Consider the following 25,478-nt stretch of genomic DNA (forward strand, 5'->3'; position numbering starts at 1 on the left):
GACTCGCGAAGCGGGGGTCGACGTCGCCCGACAGCGGCGTGGTGTTCCTCTGCCCGGCTCTCCGCGCGCTCGGTCGGCGAGGCGTGGACGACGGCGGTCGGGGGGCGGACGCCGGTCGCGGCACGGGCGTCGGGGCGGTGAGGGGGTCGGCGGGGCGGGGCGGGAGGCTATGGTCTGTGGTCGCGGGAGCGGGGGCTGCGGATGCGGTCCTCGCTTCCGCCGCCGCTCCGTCCGGCGCGCCGGCGAACTCTTCGGGCACCACCGTGTCCTGAGGCGGAGTGTCGGCGTTGGCGTCGGCGTCGGCCGGGTAGAGCTTCGCGAGCCCGTCGAGCAGGCGCGCGTACGCGTCACGCTCCGGCGGCCGCGGCTCCGTCTTGCCGGACTCCCAGCCGCTCACCGTGGCACGGCGCACCTGCAGCGCTCCCGCCACCTCGTCGACCGTCAGGCCATGAGCCTTACGCAGCCGCCTGCGCTCCTCGGGCGGCGGCAGTGTGGCGCGGGACGCGAGTAGCGCGTCGATCGCGTCGAACAACTCGGACAAGAGACCACCTCCTGCGGACACCTTAGACCGCGAACCGTACGGAGCGCGTACATTCAGCGTACGAATCGCGTACTGAATGCGTACTGGCGCTGCCTTGGCGTCCCTTCACCGCACCGCACGGCGGCCGGGGCCGGGCGGCCATTCGGCGGGTCAAGGAGCGAGTGCCGCCAGGTTCACCGGGGAATCGGGGTGGCCCCGGTGGCGGTTATGGACAGGTCCCAGAGCCGTGCGGCGCCTCGGGGGCGATGGCGGACTCCGCCGTCGTCCATCGACGCGTCGGTGGCAGCGACGCATGCGACGTCGCAGTCTTCGAGATAGAGCCCACCGCGGTCGTCGAGGAGTGGGGACGTTCGATGTCGACTGGCTGCTGATCTGCGTGAAGCTGCGTGAATCCGGGATGCCTCTAGCCGACCTCAAGCGGTTCGCCGAGCTGGTGCGGCAGGGGCCGGGCAACGAGGCGGAACGCCTGCGGCTCCTCGACGCCCATCGGCAGCGCGTCGACGCACAGATCCAGGCGTTGGAGGAGTGCCGTTCCGTCATCGCGTGGAAGGTCGGCGTCTACGCCGACCGCCTCGCCCGCGGCGCGGCCGGCGGCCTCTGGGACCCGACGGCCTGAGACGGGCACAACCGGGCAGGCCTTCTCCCGCCGGGCGGCGTCGTCATCCGTGGCGTGACATCGTGGGGGCATGGCGATCGAGGTGCGACCCGCTTCGGTCTTCGAGGACGTCCGGGCCGTGATCGGCCCGAAGTCGGCCGGAGCCAATGTCTGCTGGTGTCTGAGCTACCGGATCCCGTCCAAGCTCAACCAGGAGTTGCGCGGGCCGGCGCGTGGTGAGTACGTCGCCGAGCTGTGCCGCGGGCAGCTTCCTCCTGGAGTGCTCGCCTATGACGGTGACGAGCCGGTCGGTTGGGCCGCCGTGGCTCCGCGCTCGGACACGTCGTTCGCCCGCAGCCGCAGGATCCCGCACGTCGACGATCTGCCGGTCTGGTCGCTGTGGTGCATCCGCGTGCGGCCGGGCCATCGTAAGAGCGGCATCTCGCATGCTCTCATCGCCGGGGCGGTGGAGTTCGCACGCTCCCGCGGCGCGCCGGTGATCGAGGCGTACCCGATCGACAGCGGCGGTGCGAAGGTCGACATGACGATGGCGTACGCGGGGATCAGGAAGAACTTCGAGCGTGCCGGGTTCACCCATGCCGCCGACACCACCTCGGTACTGGCCGGCTTTCCGCGGGTCCTGATGCGGTTGGACCTGCGCTGATCCGCCGGTTCCGCGGGGCTCTGCCGCCGGCGTCCCTCAGGTCGCGCGGGGCCAGGAGCGCAGTAGCGCGTTGATCCTTCCGGCGGTGCAGGTGGGGTCGATGAGGAGGTCCTTGAGGGCGATGGCGTCGTCGCGGGTGGGCTTGACCGTGATGCCGGCGGCTTCCAGGTACATGACTCCGGTGGCGGCGGCGACGGCCATGTTGGAGCGCTCCAGCCAGCGACAGCGGCCCAAGGTGTGTACGAGCGCCGCGGCCCTGGCATACGGGCTGTCGTAGACGGCCTGCTCGAAGATCTCGGCGCGGTGGCGCGCGACGGCGGCGACGGGGACGCCGTAGTCGTCGGGTGCGGGGTCGTTCGCTCCGGCCGCTTCCGCGACCTGGAGGATCCACGGAACGTCGATGTGCAGTTCCATCAGGCGGCGCGTACCCCAGGGGACGCCTGCTGCGCGTTCTCGGCTTCGTCGAAGACGTCCTGGTGCTCCGTGAGGAACCGGGCCGCGGCGTCCACGGCGCGGGCGCGCAGACCGCTGGCGTCGTCCTGCACCAGACGGGCGAGGTAGTCCCCGATGCTCAGACCGAGGTCCGCGGCGCGCTTCTTCGCCAGTTCCGCGACGTCCTGATCCACTCGTGCACCCAGCTGTGTCTTCGCCATGCAGGCATGGTAACAGATGTTACCAATCGTGCGCCACGCCTCGTATCACTCGGTGGGGGGAGCCTGCCCGGCGCGGCGTCGGGGAAGGCAAGAGCATGAGCGAGGAGTTCGCCCGGTGCTCAGAACGGTTCCCTCGCCCGTCCGGTCAAGGTGACCGACCGCGCGACGACGAGCACTTCGGGTTCTCCCCCACTGGCCTGCCTGCGAGGGAGCAGCACATGACCGAGGCCCGAACCGACAGGGGTGATGGGACGATGCCGGCCGGGCCGGATCACAGCTCTGAAGCGGTCGCCGACCTTCGGCGCACGGGGATCGATCCGAATTTCTGGTACCCGGTGGCCGTTTCGGGAAGCGTCCCCAAGGGAGGGACGTTCCCGGCCGTGTTCGCGGGTGAGCGGATCGCGCTGTACCGAGGCGAGGGCGGGACGGTCTACGCGCTGGAGGACCGGTGCGCCCACCGTCAGGTACCGCTGAGCATGGGCGTCGTGGAAGGCGAGGCGCTGCGCTGCTGCTATCACGCCTGGGCCTATCGGGGGAACGGTCGCATCTCGCAGATCCCCTATCTGCCCAAGGGGACGGATCGGCCGCCGCGCGGTGTGCGCGCCTATCCGGTCCGCGAGGCGTACGGCCTCGTCTTCGTCTTTCCCGGCGATCCTGACAAGGCGTTCGGATCCGGGCTCCCCGAGCTGCCGGCGTTCCATTCCCCCGGGCACAAGACCATGACCTTCTCCCGCACCGTGCGCTGCCACTACACGTTCATGCACGAGAACCTGCTGGACATGAATCACCAGTTCTTGCACCGGGGCGTGCTCGGCAGAATCCAGCCGAAGCTCCTCGGGTACGAAACGGGCCCGGACTTCGTCGAGGCTCGGTACCTGTTCGTACCGGGCGGGGGCAGGAAGGACCGCGGTGCGGGTCTGCTGTCCGCCGAGGGGATGAGCGGCGGCTCGACACCCGACGTCATCACCGTCCGCTCCCAATACCCGTACCAAACCCTGCAAGCGATCCCCGAGAATGCCACGCTCCCGGCGTTCTCGCTGTGGGCGGCTTACGTTCCCCAGGATGCCGAGCAGCGCGTCAACCACACCTTCGGGCTGCTTTCGATCGCCAAACCGTCCATCCCGGGGGCCCTTCAGCTCGCATGGCCGCTGATCCGGCGCTTCACCGAGCGGGTCTTCGCCGAGGACCGGATGGCCGTCGAGGCGGAACAGCGCGCTTGGGACGAGCAGGGTGCGGACTGGAACCAAGAGGTGTTCCCCCTGATCCTCCACCTCCGCGACATGCTGCGGTCCAACGGTGTCCCACTCCGCCCGACACCCGCGGCCACCCCTGGGACGTGCGGGGGCATCGCGGGACTCTCGTCGTCCCCCACACAGGGCTGAGGCGTCGACGGGGCTCACGGAGCTTCGTGGGGTCAGCCCTGCGGCGGCTGCTCGGTGACTCGCTCGGTGACTCGCGTTCCGGGGTGCGCGAGTGCGCACAGGAAGGCGATGGCCAGCGCGATCGCCATGCCGTAGAAGACCCACTGGTTGGCCTCGGCGAAGTCCATGCGGATCGCGTCGCCCGCGCCCTGCAAGGCCCTCGCCACCGGCCCGTCGCCGGTGGGGCCCTGGCCGTCCGGGTGGCCGGTGATCGCCTCGGCGACCTGGCCGGCCGTCGATTCGGCCTCGGCCGGTGGCAGCCCTCGTTCCTGGAGCGTCGAGGCGATCCGGTCCGTGGAGACGTGGGTCAGGACGGTGCCGAAGACGGCCATGCCGACGGCGGCCGCGTAGTTGCGGATCGTCTGGGTGATCCCGGTGACCTCGCCGTACGAGGCGCCGATGGACCGATTGACGGCGTCGGTGGACGCGGGGGCCAGCAGGAACCCGATGCCGGCGCCCGCCATGGCCGCGTACGGCCACTGGTCGTGCATCGACAGGTCGGTCAGCTTCTGGGCCCAGAGGAAGAAGCCGACCGCACCGAGCGCGCAGCCGATCTTCATGGCCGGCCGGGCGCCCCGCTTGTCGAGGATTTTGCCGCCCCACTGGGAGGCGAGGCCGAAGCCGAGGAAGAAGTACAACAGGAACAGCGCGGCCTGGTTCGGTGAGGCGCTCAGAGAGACCTGGGCATACACGGACGCGAAGAAGAACACCGGCACGAAGGCGAGCATCGCGAAGAACAGCACGAGGCTGTCGACCGTGAAGGCCCGGTCCCGGAAGACGTCGAGATTGATCAGCGGGTGCGCGGTGCGCCGCTCGTAACCGAAGCACAGCAGCAGGATCACGAGACCGCCGACGATGCAGGCCCAGGTCGTGACGCTGCTCCAGCCCCAGGCCGACGCCTGCTGGAAGCCCAGCACGCTCAGGCCCATGCCGGCGGCCACGAGCACGGCGCCGACGACGTCGAGCCGTTCCTGACGGCGCTTCTCGGGGATCCGGGCCAGCACGGTGAGCACGATCGCGACGACGGCGACCGGCACGTTGACCCAGAAGATCGCCCGCCAGGTCCACTGGGTCAGCCAGCCGCCCAGCAGAGGGCCGATGGCGGTCAGGGCGCCCGACAGCCCGAAGAACAGGGCGAGGGCCCGGCCGCGCCGGTCGACCGGGAAGACCGCGACGACGACCGCCAGCGCGGCGGGGAACATCAGGGCGGCGCCGAGACCTTGGGTGGCACGGAAGATGATCAGCCATGTCTGTGCGAAGTCGCCGGCGGGCACGCAACCGCACAGCACGGACGAGACGACGAAGAGCAGGGTGCCCAGCAGCATGATCCGACGGTGCCCGAAGAGGTCGGAGAGCCGTCCGCCGAGGGCGAAGAAGGCAGCGAGGGCGAGCAGATAGGCGTTGACCACCCATTGCATTCCGGAGGCGGACAGGCCGAGCTCGTCGGTGATGCTCGGGGCGGCGATCGACACGATGGTCTGGTCGATGAACGTCATCGAGACCGCGAAGAGCATGGCCGCAAGGGCAAGCCTCTGGCGGGGCGCCTGCGCGGTCGCGGCGGCGGACAGCCCGGACGGCGGGGAAGTACCAACCATGTAGGGATGATCTCCCCGCACCGCCGCACGTGCATGCGGGGCGACGCCGCGCCGGGACCGCAGGCGCGGGCTGCCCAGGGCGGCTGTCCACGCTCCTTCCGCGCTCTCTCCGCGCTCCCTCCGTGTCGGGTCGGAGGTCGCGGCCGGAAGTCGGCGTCGGCGGGGGCATGGCCGGAGTCGCGCATGCGCGCCCCACGTTGCATCAAAAGGGGATGTATCGAGATTCCCAAGACCCAAGACGGTTCTTGAATCGTTCCATCGCACCGCTGAGGTACGCACATCGAAAGGCACATCGACTGCCTACGGACAGGGTTGACACCCTCCCCGACCAGCCCCTAGCTTCCGTGCTGAATCGTTTCAGAGTGCCCAGCCGTAGGAGCCCTCAAGTGACCGACCTCGCCGCAGTGAAGGCCGCGCTGAAGACCCAGGCCGTGGAGACCCCGTCGTGGGCGTACGGGAATTCGGGGACCCGCTTCAAGGTGTTCGCCCAGAAGGGCGTGCCGCGTACCCCGCAGGAGAAGCTGGCCGACGCCGCCAAGGTGCACGAGTTCACGGGCGTGGCCCCCACGGTCTCCCTGCACATCCCCTGGGACGAGGTCGACGACTACGCGGCGCTGGCGAAGTACGCCGAAGAGCGTGGTGTGAAGCTCGGCGCGATCAACTCCAACACCTTCCAGGACGACGACTACAGGCTGGGCAGCATCTGCCATCCGGACGCGACGGTACGGCGCAAGGCCGTCGACCATCTGCTGGAATGCGTCGACATCATGGACGCGACCGGCTCGCGGGATCTGAAGCTCTGGTTCGCCGACGGCACGAACTATCCCGGCCAGGACGACATCCGTCAGCGCCAGGACCGGCTCGCCGAAGGACTCGCCGAGGTGTACCAGCGGCTCGGCGAGGAGCAGCGGATGCTCCTGGAGTACAAGTTCTTCGAGCCGGCCTTCTACACCACCGACGTACCGGACTGGGGCACGGCGTACGCCCACTGTCTCAAGCTCGGCGACAAGGCCCGGGTCGTCGTCGACACCGGCCACCACGCGCCCGGCACGAACATCGAGTTCATCGTCGCCACCCTGCTGCGCGAGGAGAGGCTCGGCGGATTCGACTTCAACTCCCGCTTCTACGCCGACGACGACCTGATGGTGGGCGCGGCCGACCCGTTCCAGCTGTTCCGGATCATGTACGAGGTGGTGCGCGGCGGCGGCTTCACCTCGGACGTCGCATTCATGCTCGACCAGTGCCACAACATCGAGGCCAAGATCCCGGCGATCATCCGGTCGGTGATGAACGTGCAGGAGGCGACGGGCAAGGCGCTGCTGGTCGACGGGGACGCGCTCGCCGCGGCGCAGCGGGAAGGCGACGTCCTCGCCGCGAACGCCGTGCTCATGGACGCCTACGACACGGACGTACGGCCTCTTCTCGCCGAGCTCCGCGAGGAGTCGGGGCTCGACCCCGACCCGATCGCCGCTTACCGCCGCTCCGGCTGGCAGCAGCACATCGCCGCCGAGCGGGTCGTCGGGACCCAGGCCGGCTGGGGCGCCTGACTCCCCCGCCTCGCTCACACCCTCACCATGCACGCCCTCACCATGCTCACTCTCACCATTCCGATGACGCCTGGAAGAAGTCCGATCATGACGTCCCCTCCCGAGGCCGCCGCCCTTCTGGCCCGTTCGCATCGGCTCGGCGCCGATCCTCGCAACACCAACTACGCCGGCGGCAACGCCTCCGCGAAGGGCACCGGCACCGACCCCGTCACCGGCGGGGACGTCGAGCTGATGTGGGTGAAGGGGTCCGGCGGTGACCTCGGCACGCTCACCGGGACCGGGCTCGCCGTGCTGCGCCTGGACCGGCTGCGGGGGCTCGTCGACGTCTACCCGGGTGTCGAGCGCGAGGACGAGATGGTCGCCGCGTTCGACTACTGCCTTCATGGCAAGGGCGGTGCGGCTCCCTCGATCGACACCGCCATGCACGGGCTCGTCGACGCCGCCCACGTCGACCATCTGCACCCCGACTCCGGGATCGCGCTGGCCTGCGCCGCCGACGGGGAGAAGCTGACCGCCGAGTGCTTCGGTGACAGCGTGGTGTGGGTGCCGTGGCGGCGGCCGGGCTTCCAGCTGGGGCTGGACATCGCGGCGGTCAAGAGGGCCAATCCGCAGGCCATCGGGTGCGTTCTCGGCGGGCACGGCATCACCGCCTGGGGTGACACCTCCGAGGAGTGCGAGCGGAATTCGCTGCACATCATCCGGACCGCCGAGGCGTTCCTCGCCGAGCGGGGGAAGCCGGTGCCCTTCGGGACCGTCGTCGCAGGGTACGAGGCGCTGCCCGAGGGCGAGCGGCGTGAGCGGGCCGCGGCACTCGCGCCGTACGTGCGGGCGATCGCCTCCCAGGACCGGCCACATGTCGGGCACTTCGACGACTCCGACGCCGTGCTGGATTTCGTGGCGCGGTCCGAGCACCCCCGGCTCGCCGCGCTCGGCACCTCCTGCCCGGACCACTTCCTGCGCACCAAAGTGCGGCCCCTCGTCCTGGACGTGGCGCCCACCACGCCGCTGGAGGAGGCGATCGCGCGGCTCAAGGACCTGCACGCGGCCTACCGCGAGGAGTACGCCGCCTACTACCAGCGGCATGCCGAGCCCGACTCCCCCGCCATGCGGGGCGCCGACCCCGCGATCGTGCTCGTGCCCGGTGTCGGCATGTTCTCCTTCGGCAAGGACAAGCAGACCGCACGCGTGGCCGGCGAGTTCTATGTCAACGCGATCAATGTGATGCGGGGCGCCGAGGCAGTGTCCTCGTACCGGCCGATCGAGGAGTCGGAGAAGTTCCGCATCGAGTACTGGGCGTTGGAGGAGGCCAAGCTCCGGCGGCTGCCGGAGCCCAAAGCCCTGGCGGCCCGGGTGGCTCTGGTCACCGGAGCGGGCAGCGGAATCGGGAAGGCGATCGCACACCGGCTGGTCGCCGAGGGTGCGTGTGTCGTCGTCGCGGACCTGGACACCGAGAACGCCACCGCCGTCGCCGAGGAACTGGGCGGGCCGGACAAGGCCGTCGCCGTGACCGTCGATGTCACCTCGGAGGAGCAGATCGCCGAGGCGTTCAAGGCCGCCTTGCTCGCCTTCGGCGGGATCGACCTCGTCGTCAACAACGCCGGCATCTCCATCTCCAAGCCGTTGCTGGAGACTTCGGCGAGGGACTGGGACCTCCAGCACGACATCATGGCCCGCGGCTCCTTTCTCGTCTCGCGCGAGGCGGCCCGCGTGATGATCGCGCAGGAACGGGGCGGCGACATCGTGTACGTGGCCTCCAAGAACGCGGTCTTCGCCGGACCGAACAACATCGCCTACTCCGCCACCAAGGCCGACCAGGCACACCAGGTCCGGCTGTTGGCCGCCGAGTTGGGTGAGCACGGCATCCGGGTCAACGGCGTCAACCCGGACGGCGTGGTGCGCGGCTCCGGCATCTTCGCCGGCGGCTGGGGTGCCCGGCGAGCCGCGACGTACGGCATCGAGGAGGAGAGGCTCGGCGAGTTCTACGCCCAGCGCACCATCCTCAAGCGCGAGGTCCTGCCCGAGCACGTCGCCAACGCCGTGTTCGCCCTGACCGGCGGCGAGTTGACGCACACGACGGGGCTGCACGTCCCGGTCGATGCCGGCGTCGCGGCCGCCTTCCTGCGGTGAGTGCGGCCGTGAGATCGAAGGCGGCGGCCTATGCCGCGGTCGACCTCGGCGCGTCCAGCGGGCGGGTGATGGTCGGCCGCGTCGGCCCCGGCAGCCTGGACCTGACCGAGGTGCACCGCTTCCCCAACCGGCCCGTCCGGGTGCCCGAGGGGTTGCGCTGGGACGTGCTGTCTCTGTACGCGGGAGTCCTGGACGGCCTGAGGGCGGCCGGTCAGGTGGAGTCCGTCGGCATCGACAGCTGGGCCGTGGACTACGGCCTGCTCGACGGCGACGGGGCTCTGCTCGGCAACCCCGTCCACTACCGGGACACCCGCACCGACGGCGTCGCGGAGAAGGTGTGGGCGTCCGTCCCGGCAGCCGAGCTGTACGCGGCGACAGGTCTGCAGTACGCGCCGTTCAACACCCTGTTCCAGCTGACCGCCGCAGCACAGTCGGCCCAACTTACCCATGCAAGGCGGCTGTTGCTCATCCCCGACCTGCTGACCTACTGGCTGACGGGCGAGCAGGGGACCGAACTGACCAACGCCTCCACCACCCAGCTCATCGACCCCCGGACGCGGGACTGGTCCCGCGGCATCGCCGCCCGGCTCGGCATCGACCTGAGCCTGTTCGCGCCGCTGCGCCGGCCCGGCGATCCGGCCGGCGTACTGCGGCCCGAGGTGCTGGAGCAGACCGGGCTGCCCGGTCCCGTACCGGTGACGGCGGTCGGGTCTCACGACACCGCGTCCGCCGTGGCCGCCGTCCCCGCCACAGGGGAACGCTTCGCCTACATCTGCACCGGCACCTGGTCCCTCGCGGGCCTGGAGCTGACGGCGCCCGTGCTCACGGAGGACAGCCGCGCCGCCAACTTCACCAACGAACTCGGCCTGGACGGCACCGTCCGCTACCTCCGCAACATCATGGGCCTGTGGCTGCTCCAGGAATGCGTACGAGCCTGGGGCGACCCGGACCTCGGCGAGCTGCTGCGCGGGGCGGCGGCGGTCCCGCCACTGCGCTCGGTCGTCGACGCGGGCGACGCGGCCTTCCTCACTCCGGGCCGGATGCCGGAGCGCATCGCCGAGGCATGCCACGGATCCGGACAGCGGGTCCCCGGGACACCCGCCGAGGTCACCCGCTGCATTCTCGACTCCCTCGCCCTCGCCCACAGACGGGCGATCGAGGACGCCCAGCGACTGGCCGACCACCCCGTCGACGTCGTCCACATCGTCGGCGGCGGCACCCGCAACGCGCTGCTGTGCCAACTCACGGCCGACGCCTGCGGACTGCCCGTCACGGCCGGCCCGACGGAGGCCGCCGCACTCGGCAACGTGCTCGTGCAGGCCAGGGCCCACGGGTTCCTGGGTGACCGGGGGTCCATGCGCCGACTGGTCGCAAACACACAGTCGTTGACACGGTACGAGCCGCGGGCCAGCACCGCGGCCTGGCGCGCGGCCGAGGAACGACTTGCCCGCGCATGAGCGCCGGCCCTCTGATCGCACGAGGGTCGGTTCTTGCCGAGGCCGTTGAGCGGTGGACAGCCCTACGGCGCTGGGCGATCATCGCCGCGATGAACAGCGAAACCCGCTCCACCCCCAGACGCGTCCGCTTCGTCGAGCTCAGCGCAAAGGCGCTGAGGGCGCTTGCCGACGGTGACCTCGCCGGCGGCAGCGCCGAGGCCGGGGTCGACCTTGACGAACACTTCGTCGGCGACCGAGCCCGCCGGATCTTCGGCTGTCGCGCCGACCAGCTCGCCGGGAACCCCTCTGTCGCGCCCTGGATCACGCGGGCCGCGGTGTCCGAACCGGACGGCACCGTCGTCGGCGACGCAGCGTTAGGACCACGAAGGGCAAGCGTCGGCTCCTGCTCGGCCTCCGCACGAGGCTGAGCTCTGGATCCGCGACCGTCTCGGCGATGGCCGCTGGCTGGCGTGGGTAGCCGAGACCGGAGGCGAGATCTTCGGTCACGTCTTCCTGTGTCTGGTGGAGCGGATGCCGGAGCCCTACGGCGACAACAACCCGGTCGGCTATGTCACGAACTTCTTCGTCCTGCCGTCCCAACGCGACAACGGAGTCGGCTCGGCGCTCCTTGAAGCGTTGAAGCAGCATTCACGCGGCGCCGGTTTCGAGGGCTTGATCGTCTGGCCGTCTGAGCGCAGCACCCCGCTCTATCGGCGCTCCGGGTTCCGGCCTCCGGAGGAACTGCTGGAACTTCCGCTCGACACCTGATGAGATCCACTTCCGGATGGGCGTTCAGGGCACCAGCTCCGCCATCGTGGCGAGCGCCAGCGACGGGTTGGCGGCCGCAGCTTCGACGACCTGCCACTCCGTGTCCGTGAGCAGCTCCGCGATGACCTGCGGCGGGAGGGACGGATGGCCGGCGGCGATGGGCCTTGCCTGTCTGTCCGTCAGGCACGCGAGCAGCGCCGGGGCGCTCGTGTGGCGATGCCGTGCCACCTCCCGGAACGCTTTCCGAACCGGTGGTTCGTGCCGTGTCAGGCCCTCCAGCAGCGCCGGGGACGCGTCCGGGTTGGTCGCGACCCGGGCGATGACCCGAACTCCGTGCCGGTCGACCATGGCACGCAACTGAGCCTCGGAGAGGCCCGGGTGCGCGGCGATGGACTTGACCACCTTCGCGTCGGGGTCGATGGCCAGCGCGTCGCGAATCTCCGGCGGCAGATCGTGTCGTTGGGCCAGGAGCATCCGGACGGCCGCGTGTGGCGACGCGGCCAACTCCTCGATCTCGACGGGCGAGGCCGCGGCGATCCGCGGCAGCAGTGTGGGGCCGAACTTGGTCGTGGCGGCGAGGCCGGTGAGCACGTCGAGCGGCAGGTGTGGGTTGTGCGCGAGCCTGCGCTGCACGTCGTGGCCGCGGTCGGCGGCCAGCATGCGGATCAGGGCGTCCTCGATCGCGGGGTTCTCGGCCAGGTCGGCTCGGACACCGGGGTGATGATCCGCGGCGAGTCGTTCGTACACCTCCGAGGGGAGGTCCGGGCGGACCGCGAGTTCCCCGCGGAGCAGCGGGGAGGTGTGGTGGGCGAAGCCGACGACGGCCTCGGCGGGCGTAGCCCGATTCCGTAGTGCCGCCTCCCGTATGCCGTGGATGGTGGACTCGTGGGAGCCGTCGCAGGACGCGCCCGGCAGCAGATCGCAGTCGAGTCGGGGGCATTCCGGATCATGCACGTACGGCGTCTCTTCTCGGTCGCAGACCAGACACCGCTCCGCGGGAGGCAACCCCTCGCCGGTGAGCAGCGCTGCCAGCACCGCCGGGGGCGTCGCCTCGTTGGCTGCCACCGCGCGGCGGACCTCGGCGTGTGGGTGGCCCGCAAGCCGGACGGCGACTTCCGGCGCGGTCCACAGAGCGAGCTCCGCGACGACCCGTACGTCGGTGTCCACTGCGAGCGTCTCCGCCACGTCGAACGGGAGGCCGGAGCAGGCAGCCAGCTGCTCCCGGCGCTCGACCACCGGATCCGCTGCGAGACGGCGCGCCCTTTCCGGGTCACCGACACCTTCGTGGAGCAAGGCAAGGGCGGCGTACGGCTGCGCTGCGGGATCGATGTCTGCGGCGGTCAGCTTGTGCTCGTACGCGAGCCGGCCCGCGCTCTCTTCGACGCGCGAGACCAACGCGACCGCCTGTGCATGGCTGAGGTCCTCGCGACTGGCCAACGCTGAGGCCATGTCGGTGTCGGTGTCGGCGAGCGCGATCAGCCGGTCGACTAGGGCGTTTCTTTCCGATCAGCGGGCGGACCAGATGAAGATGCTGGCGATGTGGAGTCCGGCGCGGAACACGGTGGCGGTCTTCTCGTAGCGGGTCGCCAGGCCGCGCCAGTTCTTTAGGCGGTTGATACAGCGCTCAACGGTGTTGCGCTGCTTGTAGGCCGCGCGGTCGAAGGCGGGCGGGCGGCCGCCTCGCCGGCCCTTGCGCTTGCGGTTGGCGATCTGGTCAGCGGGCTGCGGGATCACCGCACGGATGCTGCGCCTTCGCAGGTGCTCGCGGATAGCCCTCGACGAGTAGGCCCGGTCCGCCAGGACTACCAGGGGTCGGGTCCGAGGCCTGCCGATCGTCCTGGGCACGCGCAGGGCGGACATGACCTGCTGGAAAACGGGTGCGTCGTTGGCCTGCCCCGGGGTGAGGACAAAGCACAGCGGGCGGCAGCGGCTGTCCGCCGCGAGGTGGATCTTGGTGGTCAACCCGCCGCGGGAGCGTCCGATGGCGTGGTGGTCTGGTTCGTCGGCCGGGGCCCCCTTTTTCGGGCCCCGGCTGCGTTCTGATGGGCGCGCACGATGGTGGAGTCGACCGAGACGACCCAGTCCAGGTCGCTTTCGGCGTCGGCCTGGGCGAGCAGGGCAGTGAAGACGCGCTCCCAGGTGCCGTCGATCGCCCAGTTCCGCAGCCGGGTGTAGACGCCCTTCCACGATCCGTACTCGCGGGGCAGGTGTATCCACTGCGAACCGGTCTGGAACTTCCAAGCGATCGCGTCGATCACCTGGCGGTGATCACGCCACCGCCCGCCCCGCTTCGGCGTCCGATCCGGCAACAACGGCTCTATGCGCGCCCACTGCGCGTCAGTCAACGGCACGACCGGACCAACGATCCGATGATCAGAAAGTGGCGGTCATCAGGCCGGGGTGATTCGGCCATACTGGTGCGATGAACATCGGGGCGGGGCTTGGCGAGGGTGGCTGGGACGATGACGGAGCCCTCCGGGCTGCGCTAGAGCGTACAGCCGAGGGGCTCGGGCTTGCCCTGCCCGAGTCGGACCGGAAGTGGGGTCGCCTCGCAGAGTACGTCGACGCGAGGAGCGGTCGGCGCGTGATGGTGTATCCGCCCAGCGAGAGGCGTCGGACTCTCCAGGTGAACCTCAAGGACAACGGCACACCCTTGGCCTGTGGGTGGACCGCAGACCTGGCCAAAGTGGTCATGGCGACGGCTGCTTGGACGGGCGGCGCGGGCCTCGAGGAGACCAGGGCGCGCGCCCCGTTCGTCCGGTTCAGGCCCTGGGCCCTCGTCCACGAGCGGGAGCCGTTCGGTGTCGTCGAGTTGAGGTGGCGCGTCAAGCTCGACCGCATCCACATGCCGCCGTACAACCGGCACCCGCGCCCCCACGCGGTGCTGGCGGCGGCGTACGCCCAGCCGGTGCTCCGCCAGCTGATGCCGGTCAACAGCCACTTCAATCTCTGGTTCTCCACCAGTGTCGAAGAGTTCTGGAAGACGCGGGTCGGCTACATCATCTGCCCGTACGACGAGGGGCTGTACGGGGTGCGGAACGAAGGCAGGCTGGTCGCTCGCACCGAAACGCCGGAGGAAGCCGTCGCTTTCGTGGTGGCCGCCCTCCCGGAGGGGCTCGGGCCGGCGAGCTGAGGCTAGAGGACCGCGGGCAGCGCGCGGAGCTTTGCAGCACGGGAAGTCGGGACCACCGCCCTGACATGCTGAGGGCAAGATCCGTAAGACACGCCCTAGCTCGGACGGGAGTGCGGGATTGGCAGCGAGCCCGCACAGGACATGGTTCACGGAAGGCATCCTGCCTGGCCGACGACCTAGTGGCTCGCGAATTTCGACGTGGACGAGACGCTGAGGTGTGGCTCGACCGTCTCCGCGGACGCCGCAGCGCCGCCGAGCGAGCGAGGCGCGTCCTGCCGCGGGTCAGGGGCTTCGAGGGCTCCTGGCAGCGCTGTGGTGGGTTCCGGCGGCGCCTCAGGAGCGTTCCCGTATGTCGCCGTCCTCAGGGGCGTGGTGGTTCCGTGTGCTCCAGAGCCTTCTGGGCGGCCAGATAACCCGCGATCTTGAACGCGAGGGCGTGGGAGCCGAACTCCTCGGCCCGGGCCCGGCGCAGCACCACATGGGCGGCGGTCACGACTCCGTGCTCGGGCCGGCTCAGCTGCTCCTCGATCCCCTCGGCGATCGCCGCGAAGAAGCCAAGGAGATCGTCCGGGGGGTCGTACTCCACCGTCAGCCCTTGGGCCACCTCGAAGGAGAGGCCCTCCTCCGCCGGCTCGAAGTCCACCTCGATCTGGGCGAAGTGCGGCGCGCAGTTCTGTCGTTGATGCAGGATTCGCACGCCACGGATCGGGTACGGCGGGAATCGGCGCGGCGCTGACGTCACGCAGGAACGGTACCTCTGCCGAGCGCGGCGACGGAGTCCGCCGGTAGCACCGACCGCGTGGCCCGCGGCCCGTGGCTTCGGGACACGCGGTCCGCTCGGTGTCACCCAGTCATCGGATGAGGGAACGGCCGGTGGGTGCCAGTCGGAGCACTTGAGGGGCTGATGTCTGTTCCCGCTCGATGCCCGGCAGGATCTCGTCCCGCGCGAGGGGATGGGTCCGGAGCTCGGCGACGTGTCGGCGGTGAGCGTCCTCGTCCGGGTACGCGGTGATGACCGCGGTGACGTTCTCTCCCGTACGGACCGGCAGTCCGGAGAATGTGTTGTGCGCCGTCTCGGTGGTGAGGACGGCGAGCGGCGCCGGTCCCGTCGTGTGCAGGACGGGAACGAGGCCGTCCCGGATCAGTGCGGTGCCGTCGGGCCGTCCGGGTGGGAAGGACCAGACCGTGGCGGACACGAACCGGTCCGGCGCGGGAGCTCCCACGCGTGGCCGCTCCGTCGGGGAGACGGAGAGACCGCTCGCGGCGGACAGGGGGCGCAGCAGCAGGACGTCGTCGGAGTCGATCATGGTCGCGTTGGCCTGGGGTCCCTGCTCGGCCCAGACGGGGCCGCCGTAGAAGGCCGTCAGTGCACGGTGGCGTACCGTCATGTCCCGGAATCCGCGCAGCCAGAGGAAGCGGTCCGGATCGTCGAGGTCCCGGAACTGGCCGAGCACGGTCATGCCCGTCTCTTCCTGTGTCTCGACGAACGCTCGGTCGAAGAGTTCGACGAGCTCGTCGCGCCGACCGGGGCGCAGGGTGTACTGGCGAAGCTCGATCACCGCGGGGTGGCCGGCGGGGTCGGTGGAGAGCACGACGGGCTCCTGTTCGGTGGTTCTTCCCGGATGCGGTTCCCGGCTCGTTCGGTCGGAGCCGGGGCGCGGTCCGACGGTATGCAAGCCGTGTGCCAGGGGCTGTCAGTGTTTGCGAGGAGAATGCGTCCATGTCTGCCGGTCGATTGCTGTCGCTGCTGCTGTTGCTGCAATCCCGTGGCCGCATGTCCGCGCGCGGCATCGCCGACGAGCTGGGGGTGTCGGTGCGGACCGCCTACCGCGACGTGGAACGTCTGCAGACCGCAGGGGTCCCTGTCTACGCGGAGCCGGGCCGCAGCGGCGGCTATCAGCTGCTCGACGGCTACCGCACACGCCTCACGGGGATGAGCGAGGGTGAGGCGCGGGCGCTGCTGTTCGCCGGTCTGCCCGGGCCCGCCGCCGATCTGGGCCTCGCGGCGGAGGTGACGGCGGCACGGTTGAAGCTGCTGGCCGCGCTGCCTGCGGGACTGCGCGAGGAGGCGGCGCGGACCGCGGCGGTGTTCCACCTGGACGCCCCCGGCTGGTACCGGGAGCCCGAGGAGACGCCCCATCTGCCCTTGTTCGTCGACGCGGTGCTCACGGGACGTGCGGTGGACGTGTGCTACCGCCGCTGGCGCGCGCCGCAGGAGGTGAATCGCCGCGTTCGCCCCTACGGCCTGGTGCTCAAGTCCGGCGTCTGGTACCTCGTGGCCGCCACGAGGAGCCGGATCGCGACCTACCGGGTCACTCAGGTCCTCGACGCCGCGCTCAGCGACGAGCGGTTCGAACGGCCGCAGGGCTTCGACCTGGGTGCGTACTGGTCCTCGTACCTCGAAGACTTCGAGACCCGCCGTCACACCGGCACGGCCACCATCCGCCTGTCGCCGCGCGGGCTGAGACGCCTGCCGGACAACGTCCCCCCGGAGGTGGCGCGCGCCGTCGAATCCACCGCGACCGCCGTGGGTGACGACGGGTGGGTCGAGGCCGTCATCCCGACCGAGAGCATCGATCACGCCTGTGGCGAACTGCTGCGGCTCGGCATCGACGTCGAGGTCGTCGCGCCTCCCGAACTGCGCCAGGCCATGGCCGCCACCGTGGGCGTGCTCTCCCGCACGTACGGGCTCCGCTGATGTCGGGACGCGTATCGGGGGGCGGGGCGGGCGGGGCTCTCCGGCTGGGAGCGGCGGGCGGACGCCCCTAGGGCAGCGTGCCTCCGGCGTTCCGGATCATCTGGCGGAGCACCTTGAGGGTGGTGACGTAGTCGGCGTCGTCGATGCCCTGGTGGAGGCGGCCACGGATGGCCGGGGCGTGCCGCTTGATGTCGGCACGGGCCTCGTCCCCCGACTCGGTGATCCACAGTCGTCCCCTGTCGTCCTGGGTGAGCCAGCCGTGCTCAAGGAGCACCTCGGCCTCGGTCTTGAGGTCGTCTTCGGGCCTGATGTAGGTGCTCATGGCCTGCTGGAGTTCGGGGACCGTCATGCCGTGGCCGTCGGGTGAGATGTCGTTCTTCGACAGGTTGCGCAGCAGCCAGAACTGAGGCTGGGTCACGCCGAGTTCGGCCAGCTGGGCTCGGGTGGAAGCGATGAGGGCTTCGTGGGCCAGTACGCGGCCGGCTGCGCGGCGAGGGCGGTGTCAGTGGCGGTGTGGCTGCCACTGTCGGTGTCGGCGCCAGTGCCGGTGCCGGTGTCAGTGCCGGTGCCGGTGTCAGTGCCGGTGTCGGTGTCGGCGCCAGTGCCGGTGTCGGTGTCGGTGCCGGTGCCGGTGCCGGTGTCGGTGTCGGTGTCGGACAGTCGTTGCGTTGTCATGTGCGGTGCTCCCCTTGAAGGAATCGCTGGTGCAAGCACCGTAGAATCTGAAGTTTGGTTGAGGTCAAGGATCGACGGGGACTCCGCCGGCGGCACTCGGGAGAAAGGTGTGGTCTGCGCCCCGGCGGGTGATTGACTACGCCGCATGAACAACGCGCAAGCATTCCCTGCGTGCATGGCGGGTGTGCCGTCGAGTGGTTCCGGTCGGGGTGCCGGCCGGTGCTCCCTCGCCGGACGGGACGGCCTGTCGTGAGCGGCGGTGGTACGCCGTCGGTGCCAGGTCGTGCCTCGGCGGATGGGATTGCACCCCCGTTCGATCCCGAACTGCGCGTGGTGCTGGCCGGTTTCGGCGACGAGGCGAGGGACCCGGTCACACCGGAGAACCTTGCCTCCCGGCAGGAACTGGACGCAGCCGTCCGGCCCAGGCCGACGGTCGGTGATCTTCGGGCCGGCGGCCGCTTCGAGGTGGATGAGCTACGGGTGCCAGGAGCCCCGGGCGGGCGGGACGTCACGCTCGTGAGTGCACGGCCCGCCGGGGTCTCCGGGCCGCTGCCGCTGCTGTACTACATGCACGGCGGCGGAATGATCATGGGCAATGCCTGGTCCGTGCTGCCACAGCTCCTTCACGAGTGGGCTGCCACCCTGGAGTTGGCCGTCGTCTCCGTCGAGTACGGGCTGGCTCCGCAGGTGCAGTACCCCGGACCCGTGGAGGACTGTTACGCCGGATTCGCCTGGGTCGCCGCACACGCGGACGACCTGGGCATCGACGCGGACCGCATCGTCGTCGGAGGTAAGAGTGCCGGTGGTGGACTCGCCGCGGCGCTCGCCCTGCTGACCCGTGACCGAGGCGGTCCCACACCGATCGGGCAGCTTCTTCTGTGCCCCATGCTCGACGACCGTAACGACACGTTCTCCAGTCACCAGATGGCCGGCGTCGACACCTGGGACCGGACGTCCAACGCGACCGCCTGGCAGGCGCTGCTTGGCGACCGGTGCGGTGCGGAGGATCTGCCGCCCTACGCGGCTCCTGCCCGCGCCACGGATCTGTCCGGACTGCCGCCGGCGTACATCGACGTCGGGTCGGCGGAGACGTTCAGGGACGAGGACGTCGCGTACGCCAATGCGATCTGGCAGGCCGGCGGCCGGGCCGAACTGCATGTATGGCCCGGGGGCTTCCACGGCTTCGACACCTTCGCGCCGCAGGCGGCTCTCAGCGAGGACGCCCGCGCCGCCCGCTTCCGCTGGCTCCGGCGGATCCTCACTCAGTCCTGAACGGCGAGCCTGACTGCTGACCACGGTTCGACGGCGGGGGAACCATCAGGTCCGCCGTCCTCGGTGCCGTGCGGCCGGCGGCATCCGCGGTGGTGGCTCACCTGAATGGAACGCGCGTCGGGTCGGTCGTCGGGCCACGGACGACGGCAGCCTGGCTGTCATGCGGGACAACGGCGTGATCAGCGAGGCACGGGCCGGTACGGCAGGCAGAGCACGGCGGAGCCGGCCTGTGCGCACGGTCGCCGGCAACCCTCTGCCCTGGCTCGCCGGCGTCGCCGCCGCCCTGGCACTCGTCCATCTCGCCCTGATCGCGCCGGGTCTCGGGCTCGGCTGGGACGAGACGGTGTACGTCAGCCAGGTGAGCGGGGAGGCACCGGCGGCGTTCTTCAGCGCGCCGCGCGCCCGGGGCATCACCTACCTCGTCGCCCCGCTCGCCGCGCTGACGGCCTCCGTCACGGCGCTGCGCGTCTATATGGCCGTGCTGGCGGGCGGCGGGCTGTTCCTCGCGCTGTGGGTGTGGCGCCGGCTGCTGCCCGCGCCCGTCCTCGGGGTCGCGGGCGGGCTGTTCGCCGGCCTGTGGGTCACCATGTTCTACGCCTCGCAGGCGATGCCCAACCTCTGGGTCGCCTACGGGGCGCTCGCCGCGGTCGGCTGCTTCCTGAGGGCCGTACAGGACCCGAACGACCGCTGGGCGTCTGCCGGCATGGCCGCCGGGGTGGCGTTCGCCGCGCTGATGCGGCCCACGGACGCCGTGTGGCTGGCCCTGCCGCTCGCGGTCGCCGCCGTGGCGATGCGCACCCGGCGGTGGTGGCTGTTGATGGTCGCGCTGGGCGCGGGGCTCGCCGTCGGATGCGCCGAATGGATCGTGGAGGCGTACGTCTCGTACGGTGGTCTCGCCGCCCGGCTGCACCGGGCCAGCGAGATCCAGGGCCGACTCGGCTGGTACTTCTCCGTGGACGACCATGTGCGTGCTCTGGGCGGGCGGTTGCTGTGCCGCCCGTGTGACGTGCCCTGGCGGTATCCCGTCGCCACCCTGTGGTTCTTCGTCCTGCCGCTGCTCGTCGCGGCGGGTGTACGGTCCGCCGTCCGCGCGCGTCGCCACCGTACGGAGCTGGTGGTGGCGACCGTGGTCGGTGCGGCGCTCGCCGCCCCCTATCTGTTCGCCGTCGGATACGCGGCACCTCGCTTCCTGCTGCCCGCCTACGCGCTGCTCGCCCTGCCCGTCGCGTACGGCCTGGTCCGGGCGTGCCGTCCTCGGCCGCGTGGGCGCCGGATCGTCGTCGGGCTCGTGGCCCTGGCCCTGACCGCGCACCTGGCGATCCAGTACGGGATGGCCGACAGCACGGCCGACCGGGTGCGCCGCGATACCGCCGACCTCGGGCGCGTCGCCGCCGAACTGAGTGCCCTTGGCGTGCGGCCGCCGTGCGTGGTCAGCGGTGTGGAGGCCATCCGCATCGCGTTCCGCGCCGGCTGTGCCTCCCGCCAGCCCGATGGCCACGACGAGAGCATCACGCCGGCCCGACTCGCCGCCACAGCCCTCCACCAGCCGGTCGCGATCGTGGTGTGGAACGGTGGCCGGCCTCCGTCGTACACGGCAGCCTGGCCCGTCCATCCTTTGCCCAGCCTGGGTAATTGGACGGGCTTGCGCGCCTATGTCTCGGGCGTTCGGGCACCCGAAGAGGGCCGCCGCTGAGCGTGCGGGCCGGCGGGCTGCGTGGTCGTACGGTGCCGTTGCCGACACCCAACACCGGGCACACGGCGCCCGGAACCCGGCACACGATCGACTCCGCAGCGCTGCGGCCCGCCGCCTCAGGGGCTGCTGGGACGGTGCGGGGGCATCGCCCTGAAGAACGGGCTGCGGCCCTGGACAGCCGTAGGTGTCCAGGGCCACTCCCCTCCGTCGCCGTCAGCCGATGCCGTTCCCGTCGCCGCCTTCCTCGATGTCACCGCTGCCGTCGCCGCCGTCGTCACCCTCGCCGATGCCACCGTCACCGGCACCACCCGCGCCGATCTGGGCGCCCACGGCGGCCAGGGCGGTGGTCACCGGCTGGAAGAACGTCTCGCCGCCGGAGGTGCAGTCGCCGCTGCCGCCCGAGGTGAGGCCGACGGCGTTCCCGTCCCGGGTGAACAGCGCACCGCCGCTGTCGCCGGGCTCCGCGCAGACATCGGTCTGGATGAGCCCCGAGACCGTGCCCTCGGGGTAGTTCACGGTCGCGTTGAGGCCGGTCACCTGGCCGCCCCGCAGACCGGTCGTGCTGCCCATGCGGAACACCTCTTGGCCGACCGCCGCATCGGCCGCCTGCCCGATCTCCACGATCTGACCGTCGCCGATGTCCACGGCGCTGGGTGCCTGGGTGTTCGGGTCGTCGTACGTCACGAGTGCGAAGTCGCCCTCGCCGGGGAAGACGGCTTCCTGCACGGTTCCGATCGGATCGCCGTTCTGCTCCTCCGACCACTGCTCGACGGCGACGCCACAGTGTCCCGCCGTGAGGAAGCCGGGCTGACCGTCCTGAGTGGTGACGTTGAAGCCGAGCGAGCAGCGCGAGCCGCCGCCGAAGATGGCGTCGCCGCCCTCGAGGAAGGGCTTGAACTCACCCTTCGACTTCTGGATCCGCGCGACACCGTCACCCAAGGCGCGGACCGCGCCCTCGACCTTGTCCCAACGCTCACCGGTGACCGTTCGGTCGGCGGTGACCACGACCTGGTTCGTCCGCGGGTCGATGGCCCACGCGGTGCCGGGAACCGATGCCTTGTCGCCCAGGGAGTCCATCGCGGAGACGAGTGCCGAGCGGCTGTTCTGCACACTGCGCGCGACGGCGCCGGCCCTCGTGACCTCGACGTTGACGTTGTTGTCGTCACCCACGACGTTGACGACGAGCTGCTGCTTGCCGGCGTCGTAGTACGCGCCGCCGTAGGAGTCGCCGAGCTGCTTGCCCAGCTGCTGCAGGAGTTGTGCGGCCGAAGCGGCGCTCATCTTTCTCGGCGAGCCCGACTGCTCCCCCGCGCCGTCCTGCGAGGCATTGGCCTGCGGCAGCAGGATCGCCGCCGCGACGATGCCCACCGCCCCTGCCCCCGCGAGAATGGCCTTCCGCTTGGGTATTCGCCTGTGACTCAACTCTTCGCCTCCTGTGTGGGGGTACGGACTGCGATCGCCGCGAGGGCGACCGGGGGGACGCGTCCGGCCTTTCATACGGGGGCGGGAGGAGAACTGTTCATCGCCTCCGCAAAGAATCGGAACGAGACGAATCGGCGACGGAGGACGAAGCGAGGACGCGAGGAAGCGGGACGGGGAGCGTCCCGCCGCCTGTCGCCCTGGCGTCAGTACGTCACTCGGCTCGGCACAGAGCGGTGGAGAGCACCTTCATCGCCGCCTTCGCGGCTACGTCGGGCATGGTGAGGCCGGTGGGCTTGGCGCCCTCTCCCCTGCCCTCGAGCCACTCGTATCCGTGCAGATGCGACCCCGAGAGGTTCGGGGCCCGTACCGGGTCGGGCTTCTTCAGGAGCACGTCCGTGTAGTTGGCCAGGCCGCTGGTGTGATGGAGCAACTGCCGTACGGTGATGTGTTCGCCACCCGGTACGACACCGGGCAGCCGGCTCTCGATGTCGTCGTCGAGTTTCACCTTGCCCTCGGCGACGAGCTGAAGTACGACGGTGGCCACGAAGCTCTTGGTCACGCTCCCGGCCCGAAACCGGTCCCTGGCCTGGGCAGCATGCCCGGTGCCCAGATCGGCCGCGCCACTGCTGCCCCGCCACACCCCACGCCCGTCCCGCACCTCGGCCACGACTCCGGGGACACCGACGCCCTCAAGCGAGCGGTCACCGTGCCGGCCGAGGCCCGCGAGGTGTTCTGTTACGGGGTGGCGGCATGCGAGCTCGCGGCCCGCCACCTCGCATGCGCCCTGGGCCGCAAGAGGCGTCGCCGTAGCGGCGGGGAAGGTGTCAACAGCAAGGCGACACCGCTGCCGCCGCTCCGGAGGTCCTCGCAGGTCCGGCCCGTCGCGCTCGGGCGGACGGCCCGGGGCCGCACTGCTGGTGGTCGCCGCGACTCAGCGGCGTCCCAAGTACCGAGTCCGCGGACCGCTCACTCGTAGTCCACCGCTCTCCGGTCGCGTTGGGCACGTCGGCAGGGTCCGGTGAATACGCGGCCGAGTTGGTCGTCCAGCGCGGCGAGTGTCGCCGTTCTCGGTGTGCCGTCCGGGTCGACGTGCGTGTGCAGTGCGAGTCCTTCCGTGTACGCGACGATCCGCCGGGCCTGGTCGTCCGCGTCGACGCCCTGGACGACCTCGCCGCATGCCATGCCGTTCGCGACGGCCTGGGCGACGCGTGAACGGATGCCCGCGAGCGTCTCTCGCTGGACGGCGGCGAGGCGGGCGTTGTGTGCGGCCTGCCCGGCGAAGGCGAGTCGGACCAGGAACTCGGCTCGGCGAGCGTCGTCGAGCGGAATCAACTCCGCCAACGCTTGCCGCAGCATCTCGGCGATGGTGCGCCCCTCGCCCTCGCCCCGGTCCACCAGCTCGTCCACTCGTGCGGTGAAACGCCCGTTGACCCTGGTGAACGTGGCCAGCAACATCTCGTCCTTCGCCGTGAAGTAGTGCTGCACCAGACCCACGGACATACCCGCCTCCGCGGCGGTCCGTGCGACGGTCACGGCGGTGAGGCCGTCCCGCACGATCAGGCGTTGGACGGCATCGGTGATCTGCCCGTGGCGGGCGTCATGGTCGGCAGTTCTCGGCACGGGAGGACGGTACCGCGTGCTATAACCGTATGCACATATTGCTATCGGAAGGGAGCCTTCGATGATCCGGCGACGCTCAACCCGCCTGTTAGGCCTGGCACTTGCTCTTCTCTTTCTGCTGCCACCCGGCATGGCAGCCGCAGGCCAGGCCGCCGAAGTACAGGCGGCCGGCAGCCACCACGACCCCACGCTGCAGGCCCTGGTCGACAAGGTCGTGGCCGACCCGAACCCCAACCCAGGCGCGTTCCTGCTCGCCCGCGACGGCCTGACCGACCGCTTCGGCGCGGCCGGCGTCGCCGACAGGGCCACCGGCACGCCGATGGCACCGGACCTGAAGTTCCGCGCCGGGAGCGTGACCAAGACCTTCACCGCGACGGTCGTCCTGCAACTCGTCGCCGAGCACCGGGTGCGACTCGACGACACCGTGCAGAGCCTGCTGCCCGACCAGGTCCGCACGGACAACGCCCTGTCCGGCGCGCCGATCACGGTCCGCCAGCTGCTCAACCACACGAGCGGGCTGTACGACTACATCGACGGACTGCTTCCCCACTTCCGCAGCCTCGACCAATACTGGCCCCGCGAGCAGCTGATCGGAATCGGCCTCGCCCAGCCTCGGTACTTCCCGACCCCCGGCACCCGGTTCCGCTACTCCAACACCAACTACCTGCTGCTCGACCTGATCGTCGAACGGATCACCGACCGCGATCTGCGCACCAACCTCGAACGCCGTGTCTTCAAGCCTCTCGGGCTGCGGGACACCGCGTACCCGCTGGCGCGGACCACCATCGACGGAGCTCACGTCCACGGCTACGCGGACGTCTCGCTCCCGCTGCCGGACGCGCCGGACGCCACCCGATTCGACGTCACCGGGTTCAGCCCGTCCGAGGCCGGTGCGTCGGGCGCTCTCGTGACCACCGCGGCCGACATCGCACGCTTCTACCGGGCCCTGCTGCAAGGCCGTCTGCTTCCCGCACCCCTCCTCCGCACCATGCTCACCGACACCGTCCCCGCGACCGGCAGCGCCCCGCCGGTCGTCGCATACGGCTTGGGCATGTACGTCTACGCCACCGGATGCGGCCTCGCGTACGGCCACGGCGGCAGCGCTCCCGGGTACCTGACCTACGCCCTCAACAGCCGCGACGGGCGCCACCAGCTCGTCGCCCACACCAACTGGAACTCGTTCGTCGATTCGGGCATCGACGACGACTTCTGGGCCGCCTTCCAACAGGGGTACTGCAGCGTTCCACGATGACCGGCCGCACCCGGGAGTGGGTACGTCCTCCGTCTCAGGCGCGGGGCAGGGCGGACGATCGGAGCACGGCGACGGCTTGCCGACGGCAGTGCCGTCACCAACGCCCGGGCAGGCGGGCGCCGGCCCATTGGTGTACGAGCCGCTCGCAGCCCGCCGAGGACCTCAGGCCTCAGGTTCTCGCGGAGCTCACCGCCACCGGCTGCTCCAGGCCATCCCCGCCGGCCTGGAGCTCTCCGCCCCGGAGTGACCGTGTCACGCGCGCAAGCCTCATCGGATGGCTGCCAGGTGGTCCTGTTCGGATGAACCTGGAGCGATCCTCGCTTAGGAAAGTCGGCGGCGCGGGTATTCCGGAACGTCGGAGGACAC

The 25,478-nt window shown here is 70.5% G+C and carries 21 protein-coding genes and 6 pseudogenes; 13 read left to right on the forward strand and 14 right to left on the reverse strand.

What is annotated here, in order from left to right:
• The 3 pseudogenes from ACFVZW_RS07220 to ACFVZW_RS07230 all read right to left on the reverse strand — a co-directional run.
• Positions 1-47, reverse strand: a pseudogene (locus ACFVZW_RS07220) (hypothetical protein); the annotation flags it as partial.
• A gap of 341 nt (positions 48-388) precedes the next feature.
• Positions 389-562 (reverse strand): annotated as a pseudogene (locus ACFVZW_RS07225) (hypothetical protein); the annotation flags it as partial.
• Between the two features lie 152 nt (positions 563-714).
• A pseudogene (locus tag ACFVZW_RS07230) lies at positions 715-891 on the reverse strand (oxidoreductase); the annotation flags it as partial.
• On the opposite strand from ACFVZW_RS07230, the pseudogene ACFVZW_RS07235 reads away from it, so the two are divergent.
• Positions 858-1,157 (forward strand): annotated as a pseudogene (locus tag ACFVZW_RS07235) (MerR family DNA-binding protein); the annotation flags it as partial. The pseudogenes ACFVZW_RS07230 and ACFVZW_RS07235 overlap by 34 nt on opposite strands.
• A 70-nt stretch (positions 1,158-1,227) precedes the next feature.
• Positions 1,228-1,800 (forward strand): GNAT family N-acetyltransferase, encoded by a 573-nt coding sequence (locus ACFVZW_RS07240; protein ID WP_384517962.1) that lies wholly within the window; start codon positions 1,228-1,230, stop codon positions 1,798-1,800.
• Between the two features lie 36 nt (positions 1,801-1,836).
• Here the strand turns inward: ACFVZW_RS07240 and ACFVZW_RS07245 are convergent, their stop codons facing one another.
• Together ACFVZW_RS07245 and ACFVZW_RS07250 are read right to left on the reverse strand one after the other, a co-directional pair.
• The gene (locus ACFVZW_RS07245) at positions 1,837-2,214 is read right to left on the reverse strand and encodes a fic family toxin-antitoxin system, toxin component (RefSeq protein WP_384517965.1); all 378 of its coding nucleotides are present in this window, start codon (positions 2,212-2,214) and stop codon (positions 1,837-1,839) included.
• Positions 2,214-2,453, reverse strand: coding sequence for a hypothetical protein (locus tag ACFVZW_RS07250; protein ID WP_384517967.1), 240 nt, complete (start codon positions 2,451-2,453; stop codon positions 2,214-2,216). The genes ACFVZW_RS07245 and ACFVZW_RS07250 overlap by 1 nt, the downstream gene beginning before the upstream one ends.
• Positions 2,454-2,671: 218 nt before the next feature.
• On the opposite strand from ACFVZW_RS07250, the gene ACFVZW_RS07255 reads away from it, so the two are divergent.
• On the forward strand, positions 2,672-3,835 hold the full coding sequence (locus tag ACFVZW_RS07255; RefSeq protein ID WP_384517970.1) for a Rieske 2Fe-2S domain-containing protein: 1,164 nt from the start codon (positions 2,672-2,674) through the stop codon (positions 3,833-3,835).
• A 32-nt stretch (positions 3,836-3,867) separates the two neighbouring features.
• Here ACFVZW_RS07255 and ACFVZW_RS07260 read toward each other — a convergent pair whose 3' ends face one another.
• Positions 3,868-5,469: an MFS transporter gene (locus ACFVZW_RS07260; RefSeq protein WP_384517973.1), complete on the reverse strand. Its 1,602-nt coding sequence runs from the start codon at positions 5,467-5,469 to the stop codon at positions 3,868-3,870.
• A gap of 386 nt (positions 5,470-5,855) precedes the next feature.
• Between ACFVZW_RS07260 and rhaI the strand changes: the two genes are divergently transcribed.
• The 5 genes from rhaI to ACFVZW_RS07285 all read left to right on the forward strand — a co-directional run bounded on the left by rhaI (position 5,856) and on the right by ACFVZW_RS07285 (position 11,347).
• On the forward strand, positions 5,856-7,016 hold the full coding sequence (gene rhaI / locus ACFVZW_RS07265; RefSeq protein ID WP_384517975.1) for an L-rhamnose isomerase: 1,161 nt from the start codon (positions 5,856-5,858) through the stop codon (positions 7,014-7,016).
• Between the two features lie 87 nt (positions 7,017-7,103).
• Positions 7,104-9,143, forward strand: a complete 2,040-nt coding sequence (locus ACFVZW_RS07270) for a bifunctional aldolase/short-chain dehydrogenase (RefSeq protein ID WP_384517978.1) — start codon at positions 7,104-7,106, stop codon at positions 9,141-9,143.
• Between the two features lie 68 nt (positions 9,144-9,211).
• Positions 9,212-10,600: a rhamnulokinase family protein gene (locus ACFVZW_RS07275; protein ID WP_384518083.1), complete on the forward strand. Its 1,389-nt coding sequence runs from the start codon at positions 9,212-9,214 to the stop codon at positions 10,598-10,600.
• An 89-nt stretch (positions 10,601-10,689) separates the two neighbouring features.
• Positions 10,690-11,007 (forward strand): hypothetical protein, encoded by a 318-nt coding sequence (locus tag ACFVZW_RS07280; protein WP_384517981.1) that lies wholly within the window; start codon positions 10,690-10,692, stop codon positions 11,005-11,007.
• Positions 11,008-11,014: 7 nt separating this feature from the next.
• Complete coding sequence (locus ACFVZW_RS07285; protein WP_384518086.1) at positions 11,015-11,347, forward strand: GNAT family N-acetyltransferase; 333 nt, start codon at positions 11,015-11,017, stop codon at positions 11,345-11,347.
• Positions 11,348-11,371: 24 nt separating this feature from the next.
• Here ACFVZW_RS07285 and ACFVZW_RS07290 read toward each other — a convergent pair whose 3' ends face one another.
• Together ACFVZW_RS07290 and ACFVZW_RS07295 are read right to left on the reverse strand one after the other, a co-directional pair.
• Positions 11,372-12,796: a hypothetical protein gene (locus tag ACFVZW_RS07290; protein ID WP_384517983.1), complete on the reverse strand. Its 1,425-nt coding sequence runs from the start codon at positions 12,794-12,796 to the stop codon at positions 11,372-11,374.
• 57 nt (positions 12,797-12,853) lie between these two features.
• Positions 12,854-13,698, reverse strand: a pseudogene (locus ACFVZW_RS07295) (IS5 family transposase).
• Positions 13,699-13,769: 71 nt separating this feature from the next.
• Between ACFVZW_RS07295 and ACFVZW_RS07300 the strand changes: the two are divergent.
• A complete protein-coding gene (locus ACFVZW_RS07300) occupies positions 13,770-14,480 on the forward strand; it encodes a DUF6193 family natural product biosynthesis protein (RefSeq protein WP_384517985.1) in 711 nt (236 codons plus the stop codon).
• A 361-nt stretch (positions 14,481-14,841) separates the two neighbouring features.
• On the opposite strand, the gene ACFVZW_RS07305 is transcribed toward ACFVZW_RS07300, so the two are convergent.
• Together ACFVZW_RS07305 and ACFVZW_RS07310 are read right to left on the reverse strand one after the other, a co-directional pair.
• A complete protein-coding gene (locus ACFVZW_RS07305) occupies positions 14,842-15,222 on the reverse strand; it encodes a hypothetical protein (protein ID WP_384517988.1) in 381 nt (126 codons plus the stop codon).
• 109 nt (positions 15,223-15,331) lie between these two features.
• On the reverse strand, positions 15,332-16,072 hold the full coding sequence (locus tag ACFVZW_RS07310; RefSeq protein WP_384517990.1) for an NIPSNAP family protein: 741 nt from the start codon (positions 16,070-16,072) through the stop codon (positions 15,332-15,334).
• A gap of 128 nt (positions 16,073-16,200) precedes the next feature.
• On the opposite strand from ACFVZW_RS07310, the gene ACFVZW_RS07315 reads away from it, so the two are divergent.
• The gene (locus tag ACFVZW_RS07315; RefSeq protein ID WP_384517993.1) at positions 16,201-17,178 is read left to right on the forward strand and encodes a helix-turn-helix transcriptional regulator; all 978 of its coding nucleotides are present in this window, start codon (positions 16,201-16,203) and stop codon (positions 17,176-17,178) included.
• Positions 17,179-17,245: 67 nt separating this feature from the next.
• Here the strand turns inward: ACFVZW_RS07315 and ACFVZW_RS07320 are convergent.
• A pseudogene (locus ACFVZW_RS07320) lies at positions 17,246-17,685 on the reverse strand (MarR family transcriptional regulator); the annotation flags it as partial.
• Between the two features lie 504 nt (positions 17,686-18,189).
• Here ACFVZW_RS07320 and ACFVZW_RS07325 point away from each other — a divergent pair.
• Positions 18,190-19,125, forward strand: coding sequence for an alpha/beta hydrolase (locus ACFVZW_RS07325; RefSeq protein ID WP_384518089.1), 936 nt, complete (start codon positions 18,190-18,192; stop codon positions 19,123-19,125).
• A gap of 160 nt (positions 19,126-19,285) precedes the next feature.
• The gene (locus ACFVZW_RS07330; RefSeq protein ID WP_384517996.1) at positions 19,286-20,818 is read left to right on the forward strand and encodes a hypothetical protein; all 1,533 of its coding nucleotides are present in this window, start codon (positions 19,286-19,288) and stop codon (positions 20,816-20,818) included.
• Between the two features lie 213 nt (positions 20,819-21,031).
• Here the strand turns inward: ACFVZW_RS07330 and ACFVZW_RS07335 are convergent, their stop codons facing one another.
• The 3 genes from ACFVZW_RS07335 to ACFVZW_RS07345 form a co-directional block, all read right to left on the reverse strand.
• A complete protein-coding gene (locus ACFVZW_RS07335; RefSeq protein WP_384517998.1) occupies positions 21,032-22,240 on the reverse strand; it encodes a S1 family peptidase in 1,209 nt (402 codons plus the stop codon).
• A gap of 211 nt (positions 22,241-22,451) precedes the next feature.
• The gene (locus ACFVZW_RS07340; RefSeq protein ID WP_384518000.1) at positions 22,452-23,012 is read right to left on the reverse strand and encodes a serine hydrolase domain-containing protein; all 561 of its coding nucleotides are present in this window, start codon (positions 23,010-23,012) and stop codon (positions 22,452-22,454) included.
• A 194-nt stretch (positions 23,013-23,206) separates the two neighbouring features.
• Positions 23,207-23,860 carry a TetR/AcrR family transcriptional regulator gene (locus ACFVZW_RS07345; protein WP_384518003.1) on the reverse strand — a complete coding sequence of 218 codons (654 nt, stop codon included), beginning with the start codon at positions 23,858-23,860 and terminating at the stop codon, positions 23,207-23,209.
• 130 nt (positions 23,861-23,990) lie between these two features.
• Here ACFVZW_RS07345 and ACFVZW_RS07350 point away from each other — a divergent pair, with 130 nt between their 5' ends.
• Positions 23,991-25,112: a serine hydrolase domain-containing protein gene (locus ACFVZW_RS07350; RefSeq protein ID WP_384518006.1), complete on the forward strand. Its 1,122-nt coding sequence runs from the start codon at positions 23,991-23,993 to the stop codon at positions 25,110-25,112.
• Positions 25,113-25,478: the final 366 nt, after the last annotated feature.

It is taken from the genome of Streptomyces sp. NPDC059567 (assembly GCF_042735655.1).
Classification (GTDB): Bacteria; Actinomycetota; Actinomycetes; order Streptomycetales; family Streptomycetaceae; genus Streptomyces.

What these genes read in the sequence shown, in the direction of transcription:
- ACFVZW_RS07250 (WP_384517967.1), bottom strand. Translation starts at nt 2,453, where the DNA reads ATGGCGAAGACACAGCTGGGTGCACGAGTGGATCAGGACGTCGCGGAA.
- ACFVZW_RS07330 (WP_384517996.1), top strand. Translation starts at nt 19,286, where the DNA reads ATGCGGGACAACGGCGTGATCAGCGAGGCACGGGCCGGTACGGCAGGC.
- ACFVZW_RS07280 (WP_384517981.1), top strand. Translation starts at nt 10,690, where the DNA reads ATGAACAGCGAAACCCGCTCCACCCCCAGACGCGTCCGCTTCGTCGAG.
- ACFVZW_RS07270 (WP_384517978.1), top strand. Translation starts at nt 7,104, where the DNA reads ATGACGTCCCCTCCCGAGGCCGCCGCCCTTCTGGCCCGTTCGCATCGG.
- ACFVZW_RS07315 (WP_384517993.1), top strand. Translation starts at nt 16,201, where the DNA reads ATGTCTGCCGGTCGATTGCTGTCGCTGCTGCTGTTGCTGCAATCCCGT.
- ACFVZW_RS07260 (WP_384517973.1), bottom strand. Translation starts at nt 5,469, where the DNA reads ATGGTTGGTACTTCCCCGCCGTCCGGGCTGTCCGCCGCCGCGACCGCG.
- ACFVZW_RS07290 (WP_384517983.1), bottom strand. Translation starts at nt 12,796, where the DNA reads ATGGCCTCAGCGTTGGCCAGTCGCGAGGACCTCAGCCATGCACAGGCG.
- ACFVZW_RS07255 (WP_384517970.1), top strand. Translation starts at nt 2,672, where the DNA reads ATGACCGAGGCCCGAACCGACAGGGGTGATGGGACGATGCCGGCCGGG.
- ACFVZW_RS07300 (WP_384517985.1), top strand. Translation starts at nt 13,770, where the DNA reads ATGAACATCGGGGCGGGGCTTGGCGAGGGTGGCTGGGACGATGACGGA.
- ACFVZW_RS07275 (WP_384518083.1), top strand. Translation starts at nt 9,212, where the DNA reads ATGGTCGGCCGCGTCGGCCCCGGCAGCCTGGACCTGACCGAGGTGCAC.
- ACFVZW_RS07240 (WP_384517962.1), top strand. Translation starts at nt 1,228, where the DNA reads ATGGCGATCGAGGTGCGACCCGCTTCGGTCTTCGAGGACGTCCGGGCC.
- ACFVZW_RS07245 (WP_384517965.1), bottom strand. Translation starts at nt 2,214, where the DNA reads ATGGAACTGCACATCGACGTTCCGTGGATCCTCCAGGTCGCGGAAGCG.
- ACFVZW_RS07350 (WP_384518006.1), top strand. Translation starts at nt 23,991, where the DNA reads ATGGCAGCCGCAGGCCAGGCCGCCGAAGTACAGGCGGCCGGCAGCCAC.